Annotated in this window: 19 protein-coding genes, 1 tRNA gene and 1 pseudogene; 9 read left to right on the top strand and 12 right to left on the bottom strand. The window is 68.9% G+C overall.

The window, feature by feature from the left end:
* From thrC to argS, 4 genes are read right to left on the bottom strand one after another with little or no spacing between them, the layout of a single operon-like run.
* A complete protein-coding gene (thrC, locus tag AC5Y4Z_RS04810) occupies positions 1–1,071 on the bottom strand; it encodes a threonine synthase (protein WP_499961830.1) in 1,071 nt (356 codons plus the stop codon).
* Between the two features lie 11 nt (positions 1,072–1,082).
* Positions 1,083–2,405, bottom strand: a complete 1,323-nt coding sequence (locus tag AC5Y4Z_RS04805; RefSeq protein WP_499961179.1) for a homoserine dehydrogenase — start codon at positions 2,403–2,405, stop codon at positions 1,083–1,085.
* Between the two features lie 3 nt (positions 2,406–2,408).
* The gene (gene lysA / locus AC5Y4Z_RS04800) at positions 2,409–3,827 is read right to left on the bottom strand and encodes a diaminopimelate decarboxylase (RefSeq protein ID WP_499961178.1); all 1,419 of its coding nucleotides are present in this window, start codon (positions 3,825–3,827) and stop codon (positions 2,409–2,411) included.
* A complete protein-coding gene (argS, locus tag AC5Y4Z_RS04795) occupies positions 3,824–5,476 on the bottom strand; it encodes an arginine--tRNA ligase (RefSeq protein WP_499961177.1) in 1,653 nt (550 codons plus the stop codon). The genes lysA and argS overlap by 4 nt, the downstream gene beginning before the upstream one ends.
* 115 nt (positions 5,477–5,591) lie before the next feature.
* Between argS and AC5Y4Z_RS04790 the strand changes: the two genes are divergently transcribed.
* The 4 genes from AC5Y4Z_RS04790 (at position 5,592) to AC5Y4Z_RS04775 (ending at position 7,594) form a co-directional block, all read left to right on the top strand.
* Positions 5,592–5,664 (top strand) — tRNA-Arg (locus tag AC5Y4Z_RS04790).
* Positions 5,665–5,970: 306 nt separating this feature from the next.
* Complete coding sequence (locus tag AC5Y4Z_RS04785; protein WP_499961176.1) at positions 5,971–6,240, top strand: toxin HicA; 270 nt, start codon at positions 5,971–5,973, stop codon at positions 6,238–6,240.
* Complete coding sequence (locus AC5Y4Z_RS04780; RefSeq protein ID WP_499961175.1) at positions 6,237–6,671, top strand: type II toxin-antitoxin system HicB family antitoxin; 435 nt, start codon at positions 6,237–6,239, stop codon at positions 6,669–6,671. The genes AC5Y4Z_RS04785 and AC5Y4Z_RS04780 overlap by 4 nt, the downstream gene beginning before the upstream one ends.
* Before the next feature lie 422 nt (positions 6,672–7,093).
* A complete protein-coding gene (locus tag AC5Y4Z_RS04775; RefSeq protein ID WP_499961174.1) occupies positions 7,094–7,594 on the top strand; it encodes a hypothetical protein in 501 nt (166 codons plus the stop codon).
* Between the two features lie 4 nt (positions 7,595–7,598).
* Here the strand turns inward: AC5Y4Z_RS04775 and AC5Y4Z_RS04770 are convergent, their stop codons facing one another.
* Positions 7,599–8,345, bottom strand: a complete 747-nt coding sequence (locus AC5Y4Z_RS04770) for an alpha/beta fold hydrolase (protein ID WP_499961173.1) — start codon at positions 8,343–8,345, stop codon at positions 7,599–7,601.
* Between AC5Y4Z_RS04770 and AC5Y4Z_RS04765 the strand changes: the two genes are divergently transcribed.
* Complete coding sequence (locus AC5Y4Z_RS04765) at positions 8,325–9,848, top strand: sensor domain-containing protein (RefSeq protein WP_499961172.1); 1,524 nt, start codon at positions 8,325–8,327, stop codon at positions 9,846–9,848. The two genes, AC5Y4Z_RS04770 and AC5Y4Z_RS04765, sit on opposite strands and share 21 nt — an antisense overlap.
* An 11-nt stretch (positions 9,849–9,859) precedes the next feature.
* Here AC5Y4Z_RS04765 and AC5Y4Z_RS04760 read toward each other — a convergent pair whose 3' ends face one another.
* Both AC5Y4Z_RS04760 and AC5Y4Z_RS04755 read right to left on the bottom strand, forming a co-directional pair.
* Positions 9,860–10,672 carry an SDR family NAD(P)-dependent oxidoreductase gene (locus tag AC5Y4Z_RS04760; RefSeq protein ID WP_499961171.1) on the bottom strand — a complete coding sequence of 271 codons (813 nt, stop codon included), beginning with the start codon at positions 10,670–10,672 and terminating at the stop codon, positions 9,860–9,862.
* A 31-nt stretch (positions 10,673–10,703) separates the two neighbouring features.
* Positions 10,704–11,240 (bottom strand): NUDIX domain-containing protein, encoded by a 537-nt coding sequence (locus AC5Y4Z_RS04755; RefSeq protein ID WP_499961170.1) that lies wholly within the window; start codon positions 11,238–11,240, stop codon positions 10,704–10,706.
* A gap of 39 nt (positions 11,241–11,279) precedes the next feature.
* Between AC5Y4Z_RS04755 and AC5Y4Z_RS04750 the strand changes: the two genes are divergently transcribed.
* Together AC5Y4Z_RS04750 and AC5Y4Z_RS04745 are read left to right on the top strand one after the other, a co-directional pair.
* Positions 11,280–11,651: a nuclear transport factor 2 family protein gene (locus AC5Y4Z_RS04750; protein ID WP_499961169.1), complete on the top strand. Its 372-nt coding sequence runs from the start codon at positions 11,280–11,282 to the stop codon at positions 11,649–11,651.
* Positions 11,652–11,665: 14 nt separating this feature from the next.
* Complete coding sequence (locus AC5Y4Z_RS04745) at positions 11,666–13,336, top strand: NAD-binding protein (protein ID WP_499961168.1); 1,671 nt, start codon at positions 11,666–11,668, stop codon at positions 13,334–13,336.
* Here AC5Y4Z_RS04745 and AC5Y4Z_RS04740 read toward each other — a convergent pair.
* Positions 13,333–14,211 carry an LLM class flavin-dependent oxidoreductase gene (locus AC5Y4Z_RS04740; RefSeq protein WP_499961828.1) on the bottom strand — a complete coding sequence of 293 codons (879 nt, stop codon included), beginning with the start codon at positions 14,209–14,211 and terminating at the stop codon, positions 13,333–13,335. The genes AC5Y4Z_RS04745 and AC5Y4Z_RS04740 overlap by 4 nt on opposite strands.
* A 39-nt stretch (positions 14,212–14,250) precedes the next feature.
* Here AC5Y4Z_RS04740 and AC5Y4Z_RS04735 point away from each other — a divergent pair, with 39 nt between their 5' ends.
* A complete protein-coding gene (locus AC5Y4Z_RS04735) occupies positions 14,251–14,664 on the top strand; it encodes a VOC family protein (RefSeq protein ID WP_499961167.1) in 414 nt (137 codons plus the stop codon).
* Between the two features lie 114 nt (positions 14,665–14,778).
* Positions 14,779–15,165: a VOC family protein gene (locus AC5Y4Z_RS04730; RefSeq protein WP_499961166.1), complete on the top strand. Its 387-nt coding sequence runs from the start codon at positions 14,779–14,781 to the stop codon at positions 15,163–15,165.
* On the opposite strand, the gene AC5Y4Z_RS04725 is transcribed toward AC5Y4Z_RS04730, so the two are convergent.
* The 4 genes and pseudogenes from AC5Y4Z_RS04725 to AC5Y4Z_RS04710 form a co-directional block, all read right to left on the bottom strand.
* On the bottom strand, positions 15,162–15,647 hold the full coding sequence (locus AC5Y4Z_RS04725) for an Rrf2 family transcriptional regulator (protein WP_499961165.1): 486 nt from the start codon (positions 15,645–15,647) through the stop codon (positions 15,162–15,164). The two genes, AC5Y4Z_RS04730 and AC5Y4Z_RS04725, sit on opposite strands and share 4 nt — an antisense overlap.
* Positions 15,648–15,678: 31 nt before the next feature.
* Positions 15,679–17,529, bottom strand: coding sequence for an adenylyl-sulfate kinase (gene cysC / locus AC5Y4Z_RS04720; RefSeq protein WP_499961164.1), 1,851 nt, complete (start codon positions 17,527–17,529; stop codon positions 15,679–15,681).
* A pseudogene (cysD, locus tag AC5Y4Z_RS04715) lies at positions 17,529–18,526 on the bottom strand (sulfate adenylyltransferase subunit CysD). Before cysD ends, cysC begins: the two are co-directional and overlap by 1 nt.
* Before the next feature lie 43 nt (positions 18,527–18,569).
* Positions 18,570–19,343, bottom strand: coding sequence for a hypothetical protein (locus tag AC5Y4Z_RS04710; protein WP_499961163.1), 774 nt, complete (start codon positions 19,341–19,343; stop codon positions 18,570–18,572).
* Between the last annotated feature and the right edge of the window lie 5 nt (positions 19,344–19,348).

Raw genomic sequence — 19,348 nt, 5'->3', positions numbered from 1 at the left:
TCAGGCCAGCCCCAGCTGTTCGACCACCAGCACGGGGTCGACCGGCAGCGGGGACACGACGGGCATGTCCTTCAGCGCGGTGTCGGGGTCCTTGAGGCCGTTGCCGGTGACCGTGCAGACCACCGTCGACCCGCGGGCGACCCAGCCGTCGTCGACGGCCTTGAGCAGGCCGGCGATGCTGGCGGCCGACGCGGGCTCGACGAACACGCCCTCGGAGGCGGCCACCAGGTGGTAGGCCGCGAGGATCTCCTCGTCGGTGACGGCCAGAAAGCGCCCGTTGGATTGCTGCTGCGCCGCGACCGCGGCCGTCCACGACGCGGGCGCGCCGATGCGGATCGCGGTCGCGATGGTCTCCGGGTGGCTGACCGGCTCGCCGAGCACCAGCGGCGCCGCGCCGGCGGCCTGCGCGCCCAGCATGCGGGGCAGCCGCTCGATGACGCCGTCCTGGTGGTATTCCGTGTAGCCCTTCCAGTACGCGGTGATGTTGCCGGCGTTGCCGACCGGCAGCGCGTGCACGTCGGGCGCGGCGCCCAGCGCGTCGACGATCTCGAACGCCGCGGTCTTCTGGCCCTCGATGCGCACCGGGTTGACCGAGTTCACCAGCGAGATGGTCGGGAAGTCGGCGGCCATCTTGCGGGCCAGCTCCAGGCAGTCGTCGAAGTTGCCGTCGATCTGAATGATCTTGGCGCCGTGCATCACCGCCTGCGCCAGCTTGCCCATCGCGATCTTGCCCTGCGGGATGAGCACGGCGCAGGTGATGCCGGCGCGCGCGGCGTAGGCCGCCGCCGACGCGGAGGTGTTCCCGGTCGACGCGCACAGCACGGCCTGCTGGCCGCGGGCCAGCGCGTCGGTGACGGCCATCGTCATGCCGCGGTCCTTGAAGGAGCCGGTGGGGTTGAGGCCCTCGACCTTGAGATGCACCGTGCAGCCGGTCTTTTCCGACAGCCTGCCGGCGGCGATCAGCGGGGTGCCGCCCTCGAGCAGGGTGACCGGGGTCCAGTCGTCGCCGACCGGCAACCGGTCGCGGTAGGCCGCGATGACGCCCGGCCAGGGTTGGTGGGTGGCCGTCACCCGGGGAGCGCTCACAGGCCGTTTCCTTCCAGTCGGAGCACGCTTGTCACGCTCTGCACGACGTCGAGATCGGCGAGCGCGGCGACGGTTTCGGAGAGCGCGGCGTCGGTGGCGGTATGGGTGACCACGACGACGCGGGCGCCCACCCGCCGGCCGCCCTCGTCCACCATGCCCTCCTGGCGGACCTCGGCGATGCTCACCTCGCGCTTGGCGAATTCCGATGCCACCGAGGACAACACGCCGGGCTCGTCGGCGACGTTCATGCTGACGTAGTAGCGGGTGGGGATGACACCCATCGGCGCGACGGGCAGTTTGGCGTACCGGGACTCCCTCGGCCCGCGACTGCCCAGGACCCGATTGCGGGCCGCCATCACCAAATCGCCGGTGACCGCCGACGCGGTGGGCGCGCCGCCGGCGCCCTGGCCGTAGAACATCAGCCGCCCCGAGGCCGCGGCCTCGACGACCACCGCGTTGAACGCCCCGTTGACCGTGGCGAGTGGGTGCGTCAGCGGCACCAGCGCCGGGTAGACGCGGGCCGAAACCCGTTGTCCCTCATCGGTGGTGATGCGCTCGCAGATGGACAGCAGCTTGATGGTGCAGCCCAGGGATTTTGCGGAGGCGAAATCCTCCGGGGTGACCTTGGTGATGCCCTCCCGGTAGACGTCGTCGGCGTGTACCCGGGTGTGGAAGGCGATGGACGCCAGGATCGCCGCCTTGGCGGCGGCGTCGTAGCCCTCGACGTCGGCGGTGGGGTCGGCCTCGGCGTAGCCCAGCGCGCTCGCGTCGGCCAGGGCGCTGTCGTAGTCGGCGCCGGTGCTGTCCATCGCGGACAGGATGTAGTTGGTGGTGCCGTTGACGATGCCGGCCACCCGCAGCACCGTGTCACCGGCCAGCGACTGGTTCAGCGGGCGGATCACCGGGATCGCGCCGGCGACCGCCGCCTCGAAATACAGGTCGACGTGGGCGCTTTCGGCCGCCTGCGCCAGCTCGCCGGTGGAGGTGGACAGCAGCGCCTTGTTGGCGGTGACGACGGACTTGCCGCGCTCGAGCGCCGCGAGGATGGCCTTGCGGGCGGGCTCGACCGGTCCCATCAATTCGACGACGATGTCGACGTCCTCGCGCGCGACCAGCTCGTCGATGTCGTCGGTCAGCAGCTCGACCGGAACGCCGCGGTCGGCGGCGACGCGGCGCACGCCGATCCCGCGCAACACCAGCGGGGCGCCGATGCGGGCCGCCAGGTCCTCGGCGCTGTCCTCGATGATGCGGACGACTTCGCTACCGACGTTGCCCAGCCCGAGAACTGCTACGCCGACGGTCTTTTCGTCACCGGACACGGGTCACCTCACTTCCAGACTAAGCAGGTCGTCGACCGTCTCCCGGCGCAGGATCAGGCGGGCCCGCCCGCCGCGCACGGCCACCACCGCGGGGCGGCAGATCATGTTGTAACGGCTCGACAGCGAATAGCAGTAGGCGCCGGTGGCGGCGACCCCGAGCAGGTCGCCGGGCTCCAGGTCGCCGGGGACCCAGGTGTCGCGGACGACGATATCGCCCGTCTCGCAATGCTTTCCGACGATGCGGGCCAGCTCGGCGGGGGCGTCGCTGATTCGCGAGACCAGCCGGGCGTCGTACTGCGCGTCGTAGAGCGCGGTGCGGATGTTGTCGCTCATGCCGCCGTCGACGCTGACGTAGCGCCGGTGCGCGGTGGTGCTGACGTCGACGTCCTTGACGGTGCCGACCTCGTAGAGGGTGATGGTGCCCGGCCCGGCGATGGCGCGCCCGGGCTCGACCACCAGCTTCGGCGTGGGCAGGCCGACGGCGGCCGACTCGCTGCTGATGATCGCGGAAAGCTTTTGGGCCAGTTCGGCGATCGGCGGCGGGTCGTCGGGCGCCAAATACGAGATGCCGAAGCCGCCGCCGAGATCGACCGTCGAAAGCTGTGCGGTCTTTTCCTGGCCGAATTCGGCCACGATGTCGTGCAGCAGGCCGATGACCCGGTGGGCGGCGATCTCGAAGCCGGCGACGTCGAAGATTTGCGAGCCGATGTGGCTGTGCAGCCCGACCAGCCTCAGGTGGTCAGTGGCGAACACCCGGCGCACCGCGGCCATCGCCGCGCCGCTGGCCACCGACAGCCCGAACTTCTGGTCCTCGTGGGCGGTGGAGATGAATTCGTGGGTGTGGGCCTCCACCCCGACGGTCAGGCGCACCAGCACGTCCTGCACGACGCCCGCCTCGCCCGCGATGGCGTCGAGGCGCTCGATCTCGGTCATCGAGTCCAGGACGATGTGGCCGACACCGGCCTTGACCGCGGCGGTGAGTTCCGCGACGGATTTGTTGTTGCCGTGCAAGGTGATTCGCTCCGGCGGGAAGTCGGCGTGCAGCGCGACGGCCAGTTCGCCGCCGGTGCACACGTCCAGCGACAGGCCCTCTTCGTTGATCCAGCGCGCGATTTCGGTGCACAGGAACGCCTTGGCGGCGTAGTGCACGTTGTGGCCGCCGCCGAAGGCTTTGGTCATGTCGCGGCAACGGGAGCGGAAGTCGTCCTCGTCGATGACGAACAGCGGGGTGCCGTACTCCTGGGCCAGCTGGGTGAGGCCCACTCCCCCGATGACCGCGGCGCCCGCGTCGTCGCGAGTTGTGCTGCGCGGCCACACGTTCGGGGCCAGCCGCAGCAGCTCCTCGGGGGACTGCGGGCGCTGCGGGCTTTCGGCGGGGCGGGTGTCCTCGGCGTGCCGGGGACCGGCGGGATGGACGTTCACATTCGCTCCGGGGCGCTGACGCCGAGGATGGTCAGCCCGTTGGCGATGACCTGGCGGGCGGCCTGGCACAGCGCCAGGCGCGCGGTGTGCAGGTCGGTGGGCGGCTCATCGCCCTGGGGCAACACGCGACACGAGTCGTAGAACCGGTGGTAGTCGCCGGCGAGGTCTTCGAGGTAGCGGCAGATCCGGTGCGGTTCGCGGAGATTGGCCGCGGTCTGCAGCACCCGGGGGAACTCGCCCAGGGTGCGCAGCAGCGTGCCCTCCTTGTCGTGGCCGAGCAGCTCGAGGTGCTCGGTGCTCGGGATCAGGCCGAGTTCGGCGGCGTTGCGGGCCAGCGCCGAGAGCCGCGCGTGCGCGTATTGCACGTAGTAGACCGGGTTTTCGTGGGAGGCCGAGGACCACAGCGCCAGGTCGATGTCGATCGGGGTGTCCACCGACGAGCGGATCAGGCTGTAGCGCGCCGCGTCGACGCCGATGGCCTCGACCAGGTCGTCGAGGGTAAGCACGGTCCCGGCGCGCTTGCTCATCCGGACCGGCTGGCCGTCGCGGACCAGGTTGACCATCTGCCCGATGAGCACCTCGACGGTGGCCGGGTCGTCGCCGACGGCGGCGGCCACGGCCTTCAGCCGGGCGATGTAGCCGTGGTGGTCGGCGCCGAGCATGTAGATGCACAGGTCGAAGCCGCGCTGCCGCTTGTCCAGGTAGTAGGCGATGTCGCCGGCGATGTAGGCCGGCTTGCCGTCGCTCTTGATCACGACGCGGTCCTTGTCGTCACCAAAGGCGCTGGCGCGCAACCAGATTGCGCCGTCCTTCTCGTAGATGTTGCCGCTCTCGCGAAGCCGGGCGATGGCCTCCTCGACCCGGCCGCTGGTGTGCATCGAGTCTTCGTGGGTGTAGACGTCGAAGTCGGTGCCGAATTCGTGCAGCGACTCCTTGATGTGGCTGAACATCAGGTCGACGCCGATGGAGCGGAAGGTCTCGTGCATCTCGGCGTCGGGCAAGTTGAGCGCGCCGGGCGCCTTCTGGACGATTTGCGCGGCGATGTCGTTGATGTAGGCGCCCGCGTAGCCGTCTTCCGGGGTGGGCTCGCCCTTGGCCGCGGCGATCAGCGAGGCGGCGAACCGGTCGATCTGGGCGCCGTGGTCGTTGAAGTAGTACTCGCGGGTGACGGCGGCGCCCTGGGTGGTCAGCAGCCGGCCGAGCGCGTCACCGACGGCGGCCCAGCGGGTGCCGCCGATGTGGATGGGCCCGGTCGGGTTGGCCGACACGAACTCGAGGTTGATCTTGTGTCCGGCGAGGGCGTCGGAGTGGCCGTAGCCGTCGCCGGCGTCGATGACGTTGGTGACGATCTTGGCCTGCGCCTGGGATTCGAGGCGCATGTTGATGAAGCCGGGCCCGGCGACGTCGGCCTCGGCGATGCCGTCTTGTTGCTGGAGCTTGGCGGCCAGCCATTCGGCCAGCTCGCGCGGGTTGGCGCCGACCTTCTTCCCCAGCTGCAGCGCCAGGTTGCTGGCGTAGTCGCCGTGCTCGGGATTGCGCGGCCGCTCCACCGTCACCGTCGCCGGCAGCGCGGCAGCGTCGAGCCCGCGCTCGGCAAGCACCGCGGAGGCGGTGACTTTGAGCAGCTCAGCCAGGTCGGCGGGGGTCACGAGCGTCCATCCTATTGGCTCGGGTGCTCTCCCCCCGAATCGTCGCAGTGACGAAGCAGCCACCGGGATGCGCTAGTCTAGCGGGGCCCAATTGGCGCGACATTCACGTCGGTGCGCCCCCGTAGCTCAGGGGATAGAGCGTCTGCCTCCGGAGCAGAAGGCCGCAGGTTCGAATCCTGCCGGGGGCACTCCTATTTTCGCAGCTAGATGTCGTATTACTGCCACTTCAGACGGACCCGATCGGCCAGCCTGGGCGACCGTCCATCAGTTGCGCCGATTCTTGCTCTTCTGCCGCCTTATCGCGGCGGTCGCAATCGCGGACGTCGCATGGTGGGTGCGCCCAGCCATGAACCCCTTAGAAGCAGCGCTCCGTCGAGAGATGCCAAGGCGGGCGCCGGCATTCGCGGGCCCGGGGCTCCGAGTTGCGAGAAGAGATGTGTCGTACAGCGCGTCAACATCTGTGGGTATGCTAACATATGCGCTAGCATTGGGGTGTGGGTGCAGGACGGGTCGCCAAAATCGTCGCGCAGATGCGCGAGAACCCAGCGAACGTCAAATACGCGGACCTGTACAAGGTGTGTGTCGAATATTTCGGCGCACCACGTCAGAAGAGCACGAGTCACGCCGTCTTCAAGATGCCTTGGGCGGGGGACCCGCGGGCCAATATTCAACCTGGCAAGAGCGGCCAGGCGAAGCCATACCAGGTTAAACAAGTATTGCTAGCCATAGACAAAGTCGAAAAAGAAAGGGGTGGGCAGGAATGAACGAACTGCATTACACATACCGCGTCGAGTGGTCGCCAGAAGACGAGGAATGGGTCGGCCTTGTTACCGAGTTCCCCTCGCTATCGTGGCTGGACCGCGACATGGTCGAGGCGCTCCGGGGTATCCGCACGCTGGTCGCCAACGTTGTCGTCGATATGCAAAGCGAGGGTGAAACGCCACCCGAGCCACTCGCCGATCGTAAATACAGCGGGAAGGTGTTCGTGCGTACGTCGCCCGAGCTCCACCGCCGGCTGACTATCGAGGCGGCGGAGCAAGGCGTATCCGTAAACCAATGGGCCATGCAGAAACTTGCTGAACGTGGCGTCGCTGTCTACCACAAACCAGCTTGCGTTGTGTGCGAGGAGCAGTACAACAACGGCGCCGCAGATCCCGGCTGCGATCCGGAACGCGATTACGCGACAGCGCAATAATGTAACGATCGGTGCCTGCCGTTGGGGTGTTGGTGAAAGCGCGTCGCGAATCTGCCGACCTGTTTGCTATTCGTCCACGTCGAAACAACCGCTGCCGCTAGCCTTCCCAGGGCACGCATATCAGCAATCGCCGCCGCGTAGTCAGCGTCAATGCCGGCTTTGGCCAACTCGTCGGTAACGGAATCCAAGAATTCCGCAAACCGGGCACCGTCGTCAGGATCGTTGTCGCCGGGCGTGAACCGCAACTCGATGTCGTATACCCGAGGCACCGTCACTCCCCTCTCACCAGCCCCACACGTCGCGCGGGAGCTGTCCGCGCAGCTGTCCTTCATCGTATGGGCTCGGCCGTCCGAGTGTCACATTCGAGCCCTGCCGGGAAGACTCTTGTTTTCGCAGCTCAGAGGCCATTAGCGTGGGGAGCCGTGGCCGGCGAATCAACCGACGCCGCGCTCGAGGCTCAGGTCCGAGCGTTCCTGGGCGCGCTCGACGAACGGCTGCACCGCGACGAGACCATCCGGGAGCGCACGGCCGCGATCGAAGTGCCCACCTCCGACGACGCCGAGGCTCGGCAGCAATACCTCGAGCAACTCACGCGGGTCTACGCCGAAAGCCTCGGCGGCCTGTACGACCGGATCGCCGCGCACGGCCAGGCCATCTGCAACCTGACCGACGAACCCGAGATCACCGACGGGATCCGCAAGATGATGGCGCTGGCCGCGGTGGAGAGCGCCGACATCATCAAGCTGCTCAAAAGCGCTGCGGCCGCGGCGAATCGCAAGAACCTTCGCACCATCGCGGCAGTGTTCGTGGCGGGGTTCACCGCCGGTGCGCGCCGGCTGCCGCGGCAGGCTCAGCTCGACCAGTTGACCCTGGACCTCACCGCGTATTGCCTCACCCGCTTCCCGCCGCCCGACCACGGTTAGTCGCTCAGTCGAGCGAATCCCAGAAACGGGTGAGGACGGCGGCGCTGCCGGCCGGGTCCTGCAGCATCCACCAATGCCCCAGTCCCTCAAGCACTTCCGTGCGCGCCCCGGCCCGCTCGGCCGCGCGACGGCGGCTCTCGGCCGACCCGACGTAGGTGTCCTCGGTGGCGAGTATCGACAGACCCGGGCGGGCCGCCGCCTTCTCGAGCGCGCGGCCGGCCTCGGCCATCACCGGCTGGGTCGCCGATCGGTAGACCGCCAGGATGGCGCGGCCCATCTCCGGGCCGTGCGCCTGCGCGATCGAGGCCGCGACGTCGGCGGGGATGCCCATCGGCCCCACCTGGGCCACCCAGTCCTCCACCGTCCCCCCCATCATGGTGTCGACGAGCTGCTCGCCGGCGTCCGGCGTCTGCCAGACCTGCGCCAGGTCGTGCCAGACGTAGTCGGGGTCGAAGATGCCGAGGACGTCGCTGACCCAGCTGCGCACCAGCTCGGGGCGGTGCATCACCGCGTTGACCACGTGCCCGCCACCCCAGTCGTGGCCGACAAGGTCGATCGGGCCGTCGATCTTTTCCAGCTCGCCCTCGAGCCAGTCGCGGTAGGCGAGGTAGGTGGCCGGGAAGTCGTCGGGCAGCGGCACGCCGAATCCCGGCGGGGACAGCCGCACCACGTCCTCACGGCCGAGGGCATCGACCAGTGGGCCCCAGATCGCGTCGCTTTCCGGATTGCCATGCACCAGCACGATCGTCATTGCGCGCTCCTCATATACCCGATAGGGGGAATCCGAAAGGAACTGTACGACGAGCGTTCCAAGGATCCGCCAAGACAACTCCCCCAACCTGACGAACGGAATATGATTTCGTCCTCCGGACGCGGCGGTTCCGGGGTGTTTCAGGAGGCTGCGACGATGTGGCGGCAACTGTCAGGGTTCGAAAAGTTTCGATTCGTCGCCTGTGTCGTCGGGCTGCCGGCGGCGGTCTTCGCGGCCACCGTCAGCGCGATGGACCACCGGTGGTTCAACGCCGCGCTACAGGCCGTCCTGGTTATCGGCTTTGTGTACTACCTGTACAAATACGCCGCTCGGCGGCGCGGCTCCGAAGAAACGCCGCGCAACCCGGCCGTCGCGCTCGGGGTGATCGTTGCCCTCGTCGCGCTGGGCGTGGGCGGCGTTGTCGGGTACCGACATCTCGTCCGGCACGGTCCCCCGCCGATCGCTATGAACGCCGAGGACAACAGCTTCGCGGTGAGTGTCCCGCCCAACTGGCAGGCGGCGAACATACCCCACGCGAAGGCCCTCGTTCTCCTCCTGGCTCGTGCGCACGGCGGAAGCATGGTCGTGGGCGAAAGCCCCGCCACGTCGGCGCTGCAGGAGAGCGGCAAATCGGGCATGGATCAGATGGTGAATCAGACGAAGGGAGCCGTCGACCCGGGCGGGGACCTGCAACCGACGACCGTCGACGGCGAGGCCGCATTGCGCTTCTCCTACACCTTGACGCGGCCCACCGGCGCGGCGCCCGCCGGCGCGCACGGCCAGAGTTACATCGTCCAGCACCGCACCGTCGAGTACGTGGTCAACTTCATCGGCGAGCCCGATGATGCCGCGGTCGACCACGCCGAGTTCGACGCCATCATGCATTCCTGGAAGTGGTCCGCCACGCAGCCCTTCGCCATGGCCACTCCGGCGGAGGCCGCGCTGGAACGGCTGCTGCTCAGCCCCGACCAGATCAACACCGCGATGAACACCACCGGGATGACGGTCGACCACTTCACCACCACGATGACCGACGTGAGCGCCCAGGTTTCGGATCCGGCGTGCCGACCCCTGAGCGGCGTGCTGATAGCGCAGGCCTATGCCGGCAGCGGGTGGACCGCCTTTCGCGAACAAGTGCTCAAGGCGCCCGCCAACACTCCGGCTCGTTCCGCCGACCAGGGTGTGGTCTCGTTTCCCTCCCCGCACGACGCAGAAGCGTTTTTCAGTGCCTCCGCCCAGCAGTGGCCGGCCTGCTCCAACCGGCAACATACCGAGACCTGGGCCGGCAAACCCGGTGTCGTGTGGAGCGTGGGGCCGGTTTCGAACACCAACGGCACCCTGAGCTACACCAGCACCCTCGAGGGCCGCGACGGCACGTCGTGTCAGCGGGCGCTGACCGTGGCCGACAACATCGCCGTCGACGTCAACACGTGCGGCGGCGCTCCGGCCGGCGCCGCGATCGACATCGCGCATCAGATCGCCGCCAAAGTGCCGCCTCAATAGGGCCCACGTGATCAGCCGCTCGTCGGGCCCAGCGCGTACGCGCCGGTCTCCGGATGGTGATACCAGCCGCCGGCGGCGTGCGTGCCGCCGTCGACGTGGATCGTCTGCCCGGTGATGTAGCTGGACATGTCGGAGGCGAGAAACACTGCCGCACCGGCCATCTCGTCGACATGGCCCGCGCGCCCCATCGGGACGGTGCAGCCGATGCGCTCCTCGGCGCCCGGCGGCGCCATCCGCCGGATCCCTTCGGTCATGGTGATGTCGGGCGCCAGCGCGTTGACCCGGATGCCGTGCGGCGCAAGCTCGAGCGCCGCGGTCTTGGTGTAGTTGATGACACCGGCCTTGGCCGCCGCGTAGGTCGCGTACCCGGGTGCGGCGCGCACGCCCTCGATCGAGGTGACGCTGATGACGCTGCCCGGCAACTGCCGCTCGACGAGGATGCGGGCCACCCGCTGCGTGCACAGGTACACATGGCGCAGGTTCGACTTATACAGTGCGTCCCAACCGTTTTCGGTGGTGTCGAGGATCCCCGACCAGAACACCCCGCCGGCGTTGTTGACCAGGATCGTCACCGTCCCGAGCTCGGCGCACGTCTGCGCCAGCGCGGCGTCCACCGCGGCGGCGTCGCGCACGTCAACCGGTATGCCCAGCGCCCCGATCTCGGTGGCGGCCGACGCGCACGAGTCCGGGTCGCGCTCCCAGATCGCAACCCGCGCGCCGAAGGCCTTCAGCCCCTTCGCGATGCCGCGGCCGATGCCCGCGCCGCCGCCGGTGACCACCGCGACGCGGTCGGTCAGCAGAACGCTCGAGGGGTCCAGGGTCATGACGCTGAATATAGAGCGCGTGCGCCGGAAGTCACCGCTCACGCAACAGGAACAGGCCGTAGGCGGCGATCGACTGCGCGTCGGTGATCACCCCGGTGCGCATCATCTCCTCGACCTCCTCGCGCGCGAACCACGCGCTGCGCATGTCCTGTTCCTCGTGCTCGCGCTCGGCCTCGCCCTCGACGATCCCGGTCGCCAGAAACACCCACCCGCGCTGGCTGCTCATCCCGGCGGCCACGTCGAGCAGGCCCAGCGCCTCGAACGTCGTGGCGCGCAACCCAGTTTCCTCACGCAACTCGCGCTCGGCCAGCCGCTGCGGCTCGACCTCGGCCAGGTCGGGCGCGCTGCCCTGCGGGAACTCCCAGCGCCGCTCCCCAAGGGGATAGCGGAACTGCTCGACCAACCGGAAGCGGCGCCCGTCGTAGGGCATCACCAGCGCGTACGTGGGCTTGTCCACCACCGCGTAGATGCCCGGGCTGCCGTCCGGGCGGCGGATGTCGTCCTCGCGGACCACCAGCCATCGGTTTCGGTACACCTCGCGCGACGCCACGCATTCGATGAACGGCATCCCGCCAGTATTGCGGGCAAGGGAGTAGCGTCCGAATCCATGCCATCCCAGGAAGCCATCGCAGACACCGTGAATCGCTATCTCGCGCTCGTCGCCGACGGCAAAGCCGACGACATCGTGACGCTGTACACCCCCGACGCCACCGTCGAGGACCCGATCGGATCGGACCTGCGCCGCGGCCACGACGCCATCCACGAGTTCTACGCGGCGTTCCAGGATGCCAAGAAGGAGACCGAACTCGTCGAGCTGCGGGTCGGCGCCGGCGAGGCGGCGTTCTTCTGGCACCTGACGCTCGACGCCGGTGACGCCCGCACCCGGATCTCGCCGATCTCGACGATGGCGTTCGACGAGGACGCCAAGATCACCTCGATGCGGGCCTTCTGGTCGCCTTCCGACGTCCGGGTGCTGTAGTCGGGGCCTCTCGCATGCGAGGTCAGATCATCGTCAGCGGTGACGACGCCCTGGCGACGACGATCGCCGAGGAGCTGAAGAACGCCGGCGCCAGCATCGTCGAGCTCAAGCCGCACGAGCTGGCCACCGCCGACCTCACGCAGGCGAGCGCCGTGGTCTGCGCCGGCGACGACGACGCGAGCAACCTCGAAATCGCCTTGCTGACAAGGAAAGCCAACCCCAACGTGCGGGTGGTGGCGCGGCTGGCCAACGACGTGCTGCGCGAGGCGGTGGCAGACGACAACGGGCCGGGGGCGATCCTGGACGTCGCCGACCTCGCGGCGCCCTCGGTGGTGGAGGCGTGCTTGGAACACCACACGCACCCGTTCGAGGCGGCCGGCATCAAGTTCGTGGTCTCCGACGCCGAGGCGCCGCGCGGGGGAACCCTGCGCGAGATCTACGGCGACCTGGCGCCGGTGGCGGTGGTCCACGGCGAGAACTCCCCCACCCCCGGCGCGATCGTGGCGTGCCCGGGACGCGACCTGCCCGTGCACCCGGGTGACTGCACGTCGATGATCGGCACCACCGACGAACTGGCCGCCCGCGGCATCGAAGTCCCCCGCCCGACGGCGACGCGCTCCCACCACTCGTGGCTGCGGCGCATCCTCGACGCCGCGCGCGCGTTCCGCGACGACGTCAACCCGATGTTGTTCCCCGCGTTGGTCCTCGGGCTGATCCTGATCTTCGGGTCGACGGTCGTGGTGCGCGTGTCCTACCGGCCCCGGCTGTCGTGGATCGACGCGCTGTACTTCACCGGCGAGACGATCACCACGGTGGGCTACGGCGAATTCGGGTTCGGGCATCAGGCCGCATGGCTCCGATTGTTCGGCGTCGCAATGATGTTCGCGGGCATCACGATCACCGCGCTGCTGGTGGCGTTCCTCGCCGACCTGCTGCTGTCGCGCCGCTTCGTGCACTCGGCGGGGCTGCGCCGCGCGCGCCACCTGCGCGACCACGTCGTGGTCGTCGGGCTGGGCTCGTTCGGCATCCGCGTCGTCGGCGACCTGACGACCGCCGGCTACGACGTCGCCGTCATCGAGCGCGACGAGAACAACCGCTTCCTGTCGACGGCCGCCGACCTCGAGGTGCCGGTGATCTTCGGCGACGCCACGCTGCGCAAGACGCTCGAGGCCGCCCGCGTCGACCGCGCCCGCGCCGTGGCGGTGCTGACCCAGGACGACATGGTCAACATCGAAACCGGGATCGTGCTGCGCGAGATGCTGGGCCCGCGGGTGATGCCCGAGGTCGTGCGGCCCGATGTGCCGATCGTGCTGCGCATCTTCGACCGTGCGCTGGGCGCGGCCGTGGCGCAGCGGTTCGGCTTCGAAAACGTCCGTTCCACAGTCGAATTGGCCGCGCCGTGGTTCATCGGGGCCGCAATGGGGCTGCAGGTGCTGGGGACGTTCTGGGTGGGGCAGCGCTCGTTCATGGTCGGCGGAATGCACGTCGCGGCCGGCAGCGAGCTCGACGGGCTGCGGATGTTCGAGCTGTCCACCCAGACCCGCGTCATCGCGATCACCCGCGACGACGAGCCCGACCAGCTCCACCCGCGGCGCGACGCCCGGCTGCGCGCCGGCGACACCGTCTACCTCGTCGGGCCCTACCGCGAGCTGCTGGCGACGCTGCGCAAGGGACAGCCCGTTTAGAGCTTCGCGGCGACGTCGGCGGCGCGGCGCACCTGGTCGAGGTCCGAGCTCGTCGTGATGAGCTGCACCTCGTCGGTGCCGATGTCCGCGAACTTGCGCAACACCGCCAGCAGCTCGTCCTCGCCGCCGGCGAAGCCGGTCGTCGGCGCCATCGCGTCGACGTACTCGGCCGGTATCCAGTTCATGTAACGCCGCAGGTGGCGATACATCTGGGCGCGGGCCTGCTCGGGCGGGCCGAACGCGAACCAGAACGACGTCGCCAGGTGCGGCGCGGGCCGGTTGGCCTCGGCCCACGCCTGCCGCGCCACGTCGAACAGCTCGCCCTGCTTGGCGACGTCGAGGTCCAGCGTGGTGCCGGCCAGCCCGTCGGCCCAGGTCGCGGCGCTGCGGATGGTCTTGGGCCCGATGCTGCCGACCAGCAGCGGCGGCCCACCGGGCTGGACGGGGGCCGGGCCGACCGGCAGCACCGAGTCGGTGGTCTTTTCGCCGGCCCACACCCGCTTCATCACCGCCACCCGCTCGGCCATGCCGCGCATCGTCTGGGTGGCCAGGTCGGCCCCGACGGCGTGATAGTCCTCGTCCCTGCCGCCGACACCGACGCCGACCGTCAGCCGCCCGCCGCAGAGCACGTCGCCGGTGGCCAGGGCCTTGGCCAGCATGACGGGGTCGTGCAGCTGCGGCACGATGACCGTCGTCACCAGCCGCACCCGGTGGGTCCAGGCGGCCAGCGCGCCGAGCAGCGTCAGGTTGTCGGGGTTGTCGAACGTGATCCGCTCGCCCCAGCACAGCGACGAGAACGGGCCCTCGTCTATCGCGCGCGCCCAGTTTTCCAGCACCGCCGCGTCCAGGTCGGGCTCCATCACCGGCATCGTCATCGCTATCCGCACGGACCGGATTCTGGCACGATGGGCTGGATGGGTTTCACCAGCACTTCGATCGCGCACGTCCGGTTGACCGTCACCGACATCGAGCGATCCCGGCGGTTTTACGAGAGCGTCTTCGGTTGGCCGGTGCTGCTGGAAGTCCCCGAGAACGCCGACGAGGCCGTCCGCAACCAGTACGGCTTTTTGTTCGGCGGCGTCATCTACGACCTCGGCGGCACGCTTTTAGGGTTGCGGCCGGTCGCCACCGACCGCTTCGACGAGGACCGCGTCGGCCTCGACCACATCGCGTTCCGGCTGTCCAGCAAGGCCGAATTGGACGCCGCCACAGCCCATCTCGACGAGGTCGGCGTCGAGCACGAGCCCGTCAAGGACATCGGCCCGTCGTACATCCTGGAGTTCCGCGACCCCGACAACATCGCGCTGGAGCTGACGGCGCCGAAGTAGGGGGTCGTCTTGGGGGCGCGAGCGTCCGCAAAATGCCGGCCTTGGCGGCGTGTCGGCGTACAGACGCGGCCGCTCGCGGGGAGGGGGGCTCGCGGGGAGGGGTAGACAGGAAACATGGCGATCGCTTTCAACCACACCATCGTCGCCGCGCGCGACAAGCGCGAGTCCGCGGAATTCCTCGCCGAGCTGTTCGGGCTGCCCGCCCCTGAACCGTTCGGCCATTTCATGGCCGTCGCCCTCGAGCACGGCGCCACCCTCGACTACACCGACGCGCCCGAGGGCGAGGAGATCCGGCGCCAGCACTACGCGTTCCTGGTTTCCGAGGACGACTTCGACGCCATCTACGGCAAGATCGCCGCGCGCGGCCTGCCGCACTGGGCCGACCCCCGCCAACAACGGCCCGGCGAGATCAACGAGCGCGACGGCGGGCGCGGCGTGTACTTCCTGGACCCGTCGGGGCACGCGATGGAGATCCTGACGCGGCCGTACGGCTCGGGCTAATCGCCGCCGCGGGGCGAGCCGTGCCGCACGTGTTCCTGGTCGCGATAGTCGTCGGCGAACTGCGCGACATGCTTGGGCAGGTCGCCGGCCGCGACGTCGGCCAGCGTCGTCTCCTCCAGCACCGAGCGCATGCTGGCCCGCAGCGCCCGCCACACGTCGGCCAGCGGCGCGGTGGGCCCGGAATAGGGCAGGTCGCCCAGCCCGATGTCGCGGACGCTGGCCAGCGGGCCGTCGATGCAGCGCAGCACGTCGGCGATGCTGATCTCCTCGGGGGGCCGGGCCAGTTCGTAGCCGCCCTCGCGGCCGCGGTGGCTGCGCACCAGGCGGTCGGTGCGCAGGTTAGTGAGGATGTCGACGAGAAACTGCGGCGGGATGCCCTGCGCGTGCGCCAGCTCGTCGGTGGTCACCAACGTGCCGGCGGGAGCCGTGGCCAGCTGGACCATCGCCCGTACCGCGTATTCCGCCTTGGCCGACATCCGCATGTTGAGGATTGTGCCATTCGCGGGGTGCGGGCTAGGTGCGCAACTGCAGCAGGTCGATGACCAGCCGGGCCTGCTCGTCGACGCCGCGATCCGGCGTCAGCCGCAGGTCCGGGTTCTCCGGCTGCTGGTACGGGCTGTCGATGCCGGTGAAGTTCGCGATCTCGCCGGCGCGCGCTTTGGCGTACAGCCCCTTGGGATCACGCGTTTCGCATTCGTCGATCGGGGTGTCGCAGAACACCTCGAAGAACTCGAAACCGGCCTCGGTGTGGACCTTGCGGGCGAATTCGCGGTGCTCGGCCAGCGGGCTGATCGCCGGCACCAGCACGGTTTGGCCGGAGTCGGCCAGCAGCGCCGCCACGTGCGCCAGCCGGCGCAGGTTCTCGGCCCGGTCGGCCATGGAGAAGCCCAGGTCGGCGTTCAGGCCGTGGCGCAGGTTGTCGCCGTCGAGAACGTAAGCGGGAACGCCGCTTTCGAGCAGGATCCGCTCGACCTGCATGGCCACCGACGACTTTCCGGAGCCCGACAGGCCGGTGAACCAGATCGTGCGGCCGCGCGGCCGCGCCTCGGCGTCGACCAGCGACTTGTGCCGCACCGTATTGGGGCTGGCCGTCTGGGTCGAGACGTCGCGCAGCACCATGCCCGCCGCCACCGTGCCGTTGGTGTTGGGGTCGATCAGGATGAACGAGCCGGTGCTGGCGTTGCGGGTGTACTCGTCGAGCAGCAGCGGGACCTGGGTGCGCAGTGAGATGCGCCCAAGTTCGTTGAGCTGCAACGTCGTTGCGGTCTTGTCGCGGTGCAGGGTGTTGACGTCGAGCCGGTACTCCAGCGCGGTGACCCGCGCCCGCGTGGTGCGGGTGGTGTGCTTGATGAGGTAGTCGCGGCCGGGCTCGAGCGCCGAACCGTCGGCCATCCAGCACACGGTCGCGTCGAAGTCCTGGGTGACCCTGGGCTGGTTGTGGGTGCGGGCGATCATGTCGCCGCGCGAGATGTCGATGTCGTCGGCGAGGCTCACCGAGACGGCCATTGGCGGAAACGCTTCGTCCACCGGCCCGCTGGCGCCCTCGATCGCGGTGATGCGGGTGGTCTTGCCGACCGGGAGCACCACCACCTCGTCGCCGGGGCGCATCACACCGCTGGCGACGGTGCCGGCGTAGCTGCGGTGATCCTGATGCTCGCGGGTCTGCGGCCGGATCACGTACTGGACCGGGAACCGCACGTCGACCAGGTTGCGGTCGCCGGCGATGTAGACCTCCTCGAGGTGGGAGAGCAGCGCCGGCCCCTCGTACCACGGCGCGTTGTCCGACTTGGTCACCACGTTGTCGCCGTTGAGCGCGGAGAGCGGGATGGTGGCCACGTCCTGCACGTCGAGCCGCGCGGCGAAGGCATGGAACTCGTCGCGGATGGTCTCGAATTTCGTTCTGTCCCAGTCGATCAGGTCCATCTTGTTGACCGCCAGCACGATGTGCTGGATGCCCAGCAGCGACGCCAGGAAGGCGTGCCGGCGGGACTGCTCGAGCAGGCCGTGGCGGGCGTCGACGAGCACGATCACCAGCTGCGCCGTCGACGCCCCGGTCACCATGTTGCGGGTGTACTGGATGTGGCCCGGGGTGTCGGCGATGATGAATTTCCGCTTGGGCGTGGCGAAATAGCGGTAGGCGACGTCGATCGTGATGCCCTGCTCCCGCTCGGCCCGCAGGCCGTCGGTCACCAGCGCCAGGTCGGTGTAGTCGTGCCCGCGCTCCTTGGACGTCTTCTCCACCGACGCCCACTGGTCTTCCATCACGGCCTTGGAGTCGTACAGCAGGCGCCCGATCAGCGTGGACTTGCCGTCGTCGACCGAGCCGGCCGTCGCGAGCCGCAGAAGTGTTGCGGGAGCGCCCATCAGAAGTACCCCTGCCGTTTGCGGTCTTCCATTCCGGCCTCGGAGATACGGTCGTCGGCGCGGGTCGCGCCCCGCTCGGTCAGCCGCGACACCGCCGTCTCGGCGATGACCTCGCTTACCGTGGCCGCCTCCGATTCCACGCACCCGGTGCAGGTGACGTCGCCGACGGTGCGGAACCGCACCGTGGCCTCGAACACCGGCTCGTCGGCGCGCGGCTGCATGTGCCGGTGCACGGCCAGCAGCATGCCGTCGCGGCTGAACACCTTGCGCCGGTGCGCGAAATAGATCGACGGCAGCTTGACCTTCTCGGCGCCGATGTAGGACCAGATGTCGAACTCGGTCCAGTTGGACAGCGGGAAGACGCGGATGTGCTCGCCCTTGTGGTGGCGGCCGTTGTACAGGTTCCACAGCTCGGGGCGCTGCGCCTTCGGGTCCCACTGGCCGAACTCGTCGCGGAAGCTGAACACCCGCTCCTTGGCGCGCGCCTTTTCCTCGTCGCGGCGCGCCCCGCCGAACGCGGCGTCGAACTTGTTCTCCCGGATGGCCCTTAGGAGCGTCACGGTCTGGATCGGGTTGCGCGACGGGATCGTCTCGACCACCCGGCCCGCGTCGATGTCCTCCTGCACCGAGGCGACCACCAGGCGCACCCCGTGCTCGGCGACCAGCTCGTCGCGGGTGGCGATCACCTCGTCGAAGTTGTGGCCGGTGTCGACGTGCATCACCGGGAACGGCAGCCGCCCGGGCCGGAACGCCTTGAGCGCCAGGTGCAGCATCACGATGGAGTCCTTGCCGCCGGAGAACAGCAGCACCGGCCGCTCGAACTCCGCGGCCACCTCCCGGATGATGTGGATCGCCTCGGCCTCGAGCGAGCGCAGGTGGCTCAACTCGTATTGGCCGGCGGCGGGGGCCGTCGTCACGGTCATCGGCGTCCTCTCGAATCGGGGGGAGCATCTCTGGTAAACTTGGTCGAATTGACCATATTTATGGTCATTGCCATCTATGGAACCAGCCTTGTGGGCCGGTGTCAATGCGTAGGGCGGCTAGTTAGTTAGCGGCATGTGCAGCCGGCACTTGGGCGCGACGCCGGCCTTGGTCACGTCGAGTTGCTCGTTGCCGGTGCCGTAGTAGTTGTAGTCGTGCTTGACGGCGGCCGACAGCGTGTCCGCGATGTTGGTGAAATCGGTCTTGAGCTGGGCGGTGGGCGCCTCGGCGGCCAACGTGCGCGCGTTGCTGGCGGCGGTTTGCAGCTCGCTGTCGTTCCACCCGGCCGGAGCCTCGTGATAGTGCTTGTCGGCGCTCTGTACGGCGATGATGGCGTTCTGCACTCCTTGGGGGCCCATCCAGAATTGCAGGAAGTCGGAGCAGAACGACGAGCTGTCGCCGGTGGCGGCGGCGCCGGTGGAGCGTTGGCCGACCGTGGCGTAATAGCCCCACGCGGTGAATCGGCAGAGGGTATAGGCGGTCACGGGCACCGCGAGTGCGACGAGCACCGTCGCGACGACGGTCACGACTTTGTGCGCGGCCGATTGGCTCGAACGGAGCGCGGCCGTCGCGCCGACGATCCCGATCGCGCCCATCACCGCAAAATCCAGCCATCGCAGTGCCGTTGGAACGAACAGGGCCCCAATGACCAGCAAAGCGATGCCGAGTACGGCGGACCCCCCGATAACGAATGCGACTTTGCGATCACCGCGCGCGGGTGGTGGCGCGGGCGGGGGCGGCAGGGTTGCCTGGTAGTCGGCGTGCAGCTCCGGCGGATACCACTTGAGATCCGAGGCCTGCCACCAGTCGGGTCCCTGCGATACATCACTCATCGAGC

The organism is Mycobacterium sp. NGS63 (assembly GCF_059812295.1).
Note: the sequence above shows the minus strand (reverse complement) of the source record. Positions and strands in the feature narration are given on the sequence as shown.

Coding starts and splice junctions, on each gene's coding strand:
- AC5Y4Z_RS04780 (WP_499961175.1), top strand. CDS start 6,237: ATGAACGAACTGCATTACACATACCGCGTCGAGTGGTCGCCAGAAGAC.
- AC5Y4Z_RS04765 (WP_499961172.1), top strand. CDS start 8,325: ATGCACCAGCACGATCGTCATTGCGCGCTCCTCATATACCCGATAGGG.
- AC5Y4Z_RS04770 (WP_499961173.1), bottom strand. CDS start 8,345: ATGACGATCGTGCTGGTGCATGGCAATCCGGAAAGCGACGCGATCTGG.
- AC5Y4Z_RS04760 (WP_499961171.1), bottom strand. CDS start 10,672: ATGACCCTGGACCCCTCGAGCGTTCTGCTGACCGACCGCGTCGCGGTG.
- AC5Y4Z_RS04755 (WP_499961170.1), bottom strand. CDS start 11,240: ATGCCGTTCATCGAATGCGTGGCGTCGCGCGAGGTGTACCGAAACCGA.
- AC5Y4Z_RS04750 (WP_499961169.1), top strand. CDS start 11,280: ATGCCATCCCAGGAAGCCATCGCAGACACCGTGAATCGCTATCTCGCG.
- AC5Y4Z_RS04745 (WP_499961168.1), top strand. CDS start 11,666: ATGCGAGGTCAGATCATCGTCAGCGGTGACGACGCCCTGGCGACGACG.
- AC5Y4Z_RS04740 (WP_499961828.1), bottom strand. CDS start 14,211: ATGACGATGCCGGTGATGGAGCCCGACCTGGACGCGGCGGTGCTGGAA.
- AC5Y4Z_RS04735 (WP_499961167.1), top strand. CDS start 14,251: ATGGGTTTCACCAGCACTTCGATCGCGCACGTCCGGTTGACCGTCACC.
- AC5Y4Z_RS04730 (WP_499961166.1), top strand. CDS start 14,779: ATGGCGATCGCTTTCAACCACACCATCGTCGCCGCGCGCGACAAGCGC.
- AC5Y4Z_RS04725 (WP_499961165.1), bottom strand. CDS start 15,647: ATGCGGATGTCGGCCAAGGCGGAATACGCGGTACGGGCGATGGTCCAG.
- cysC (WP_499961164.1), bottom strand. CDS start 17,529: ATGGGCGCTCCCGCAACACTTCTGCGGCTCGCGACGGCCGGCTCGGTC.
- AC5Y4Z_RS04710 (WP_499961163.1), bottom strand. CDS start 19,343: ATGAGTGATGTATCGCAGGGACCCGACTGGTGGCAGGCCTCGGATCTC.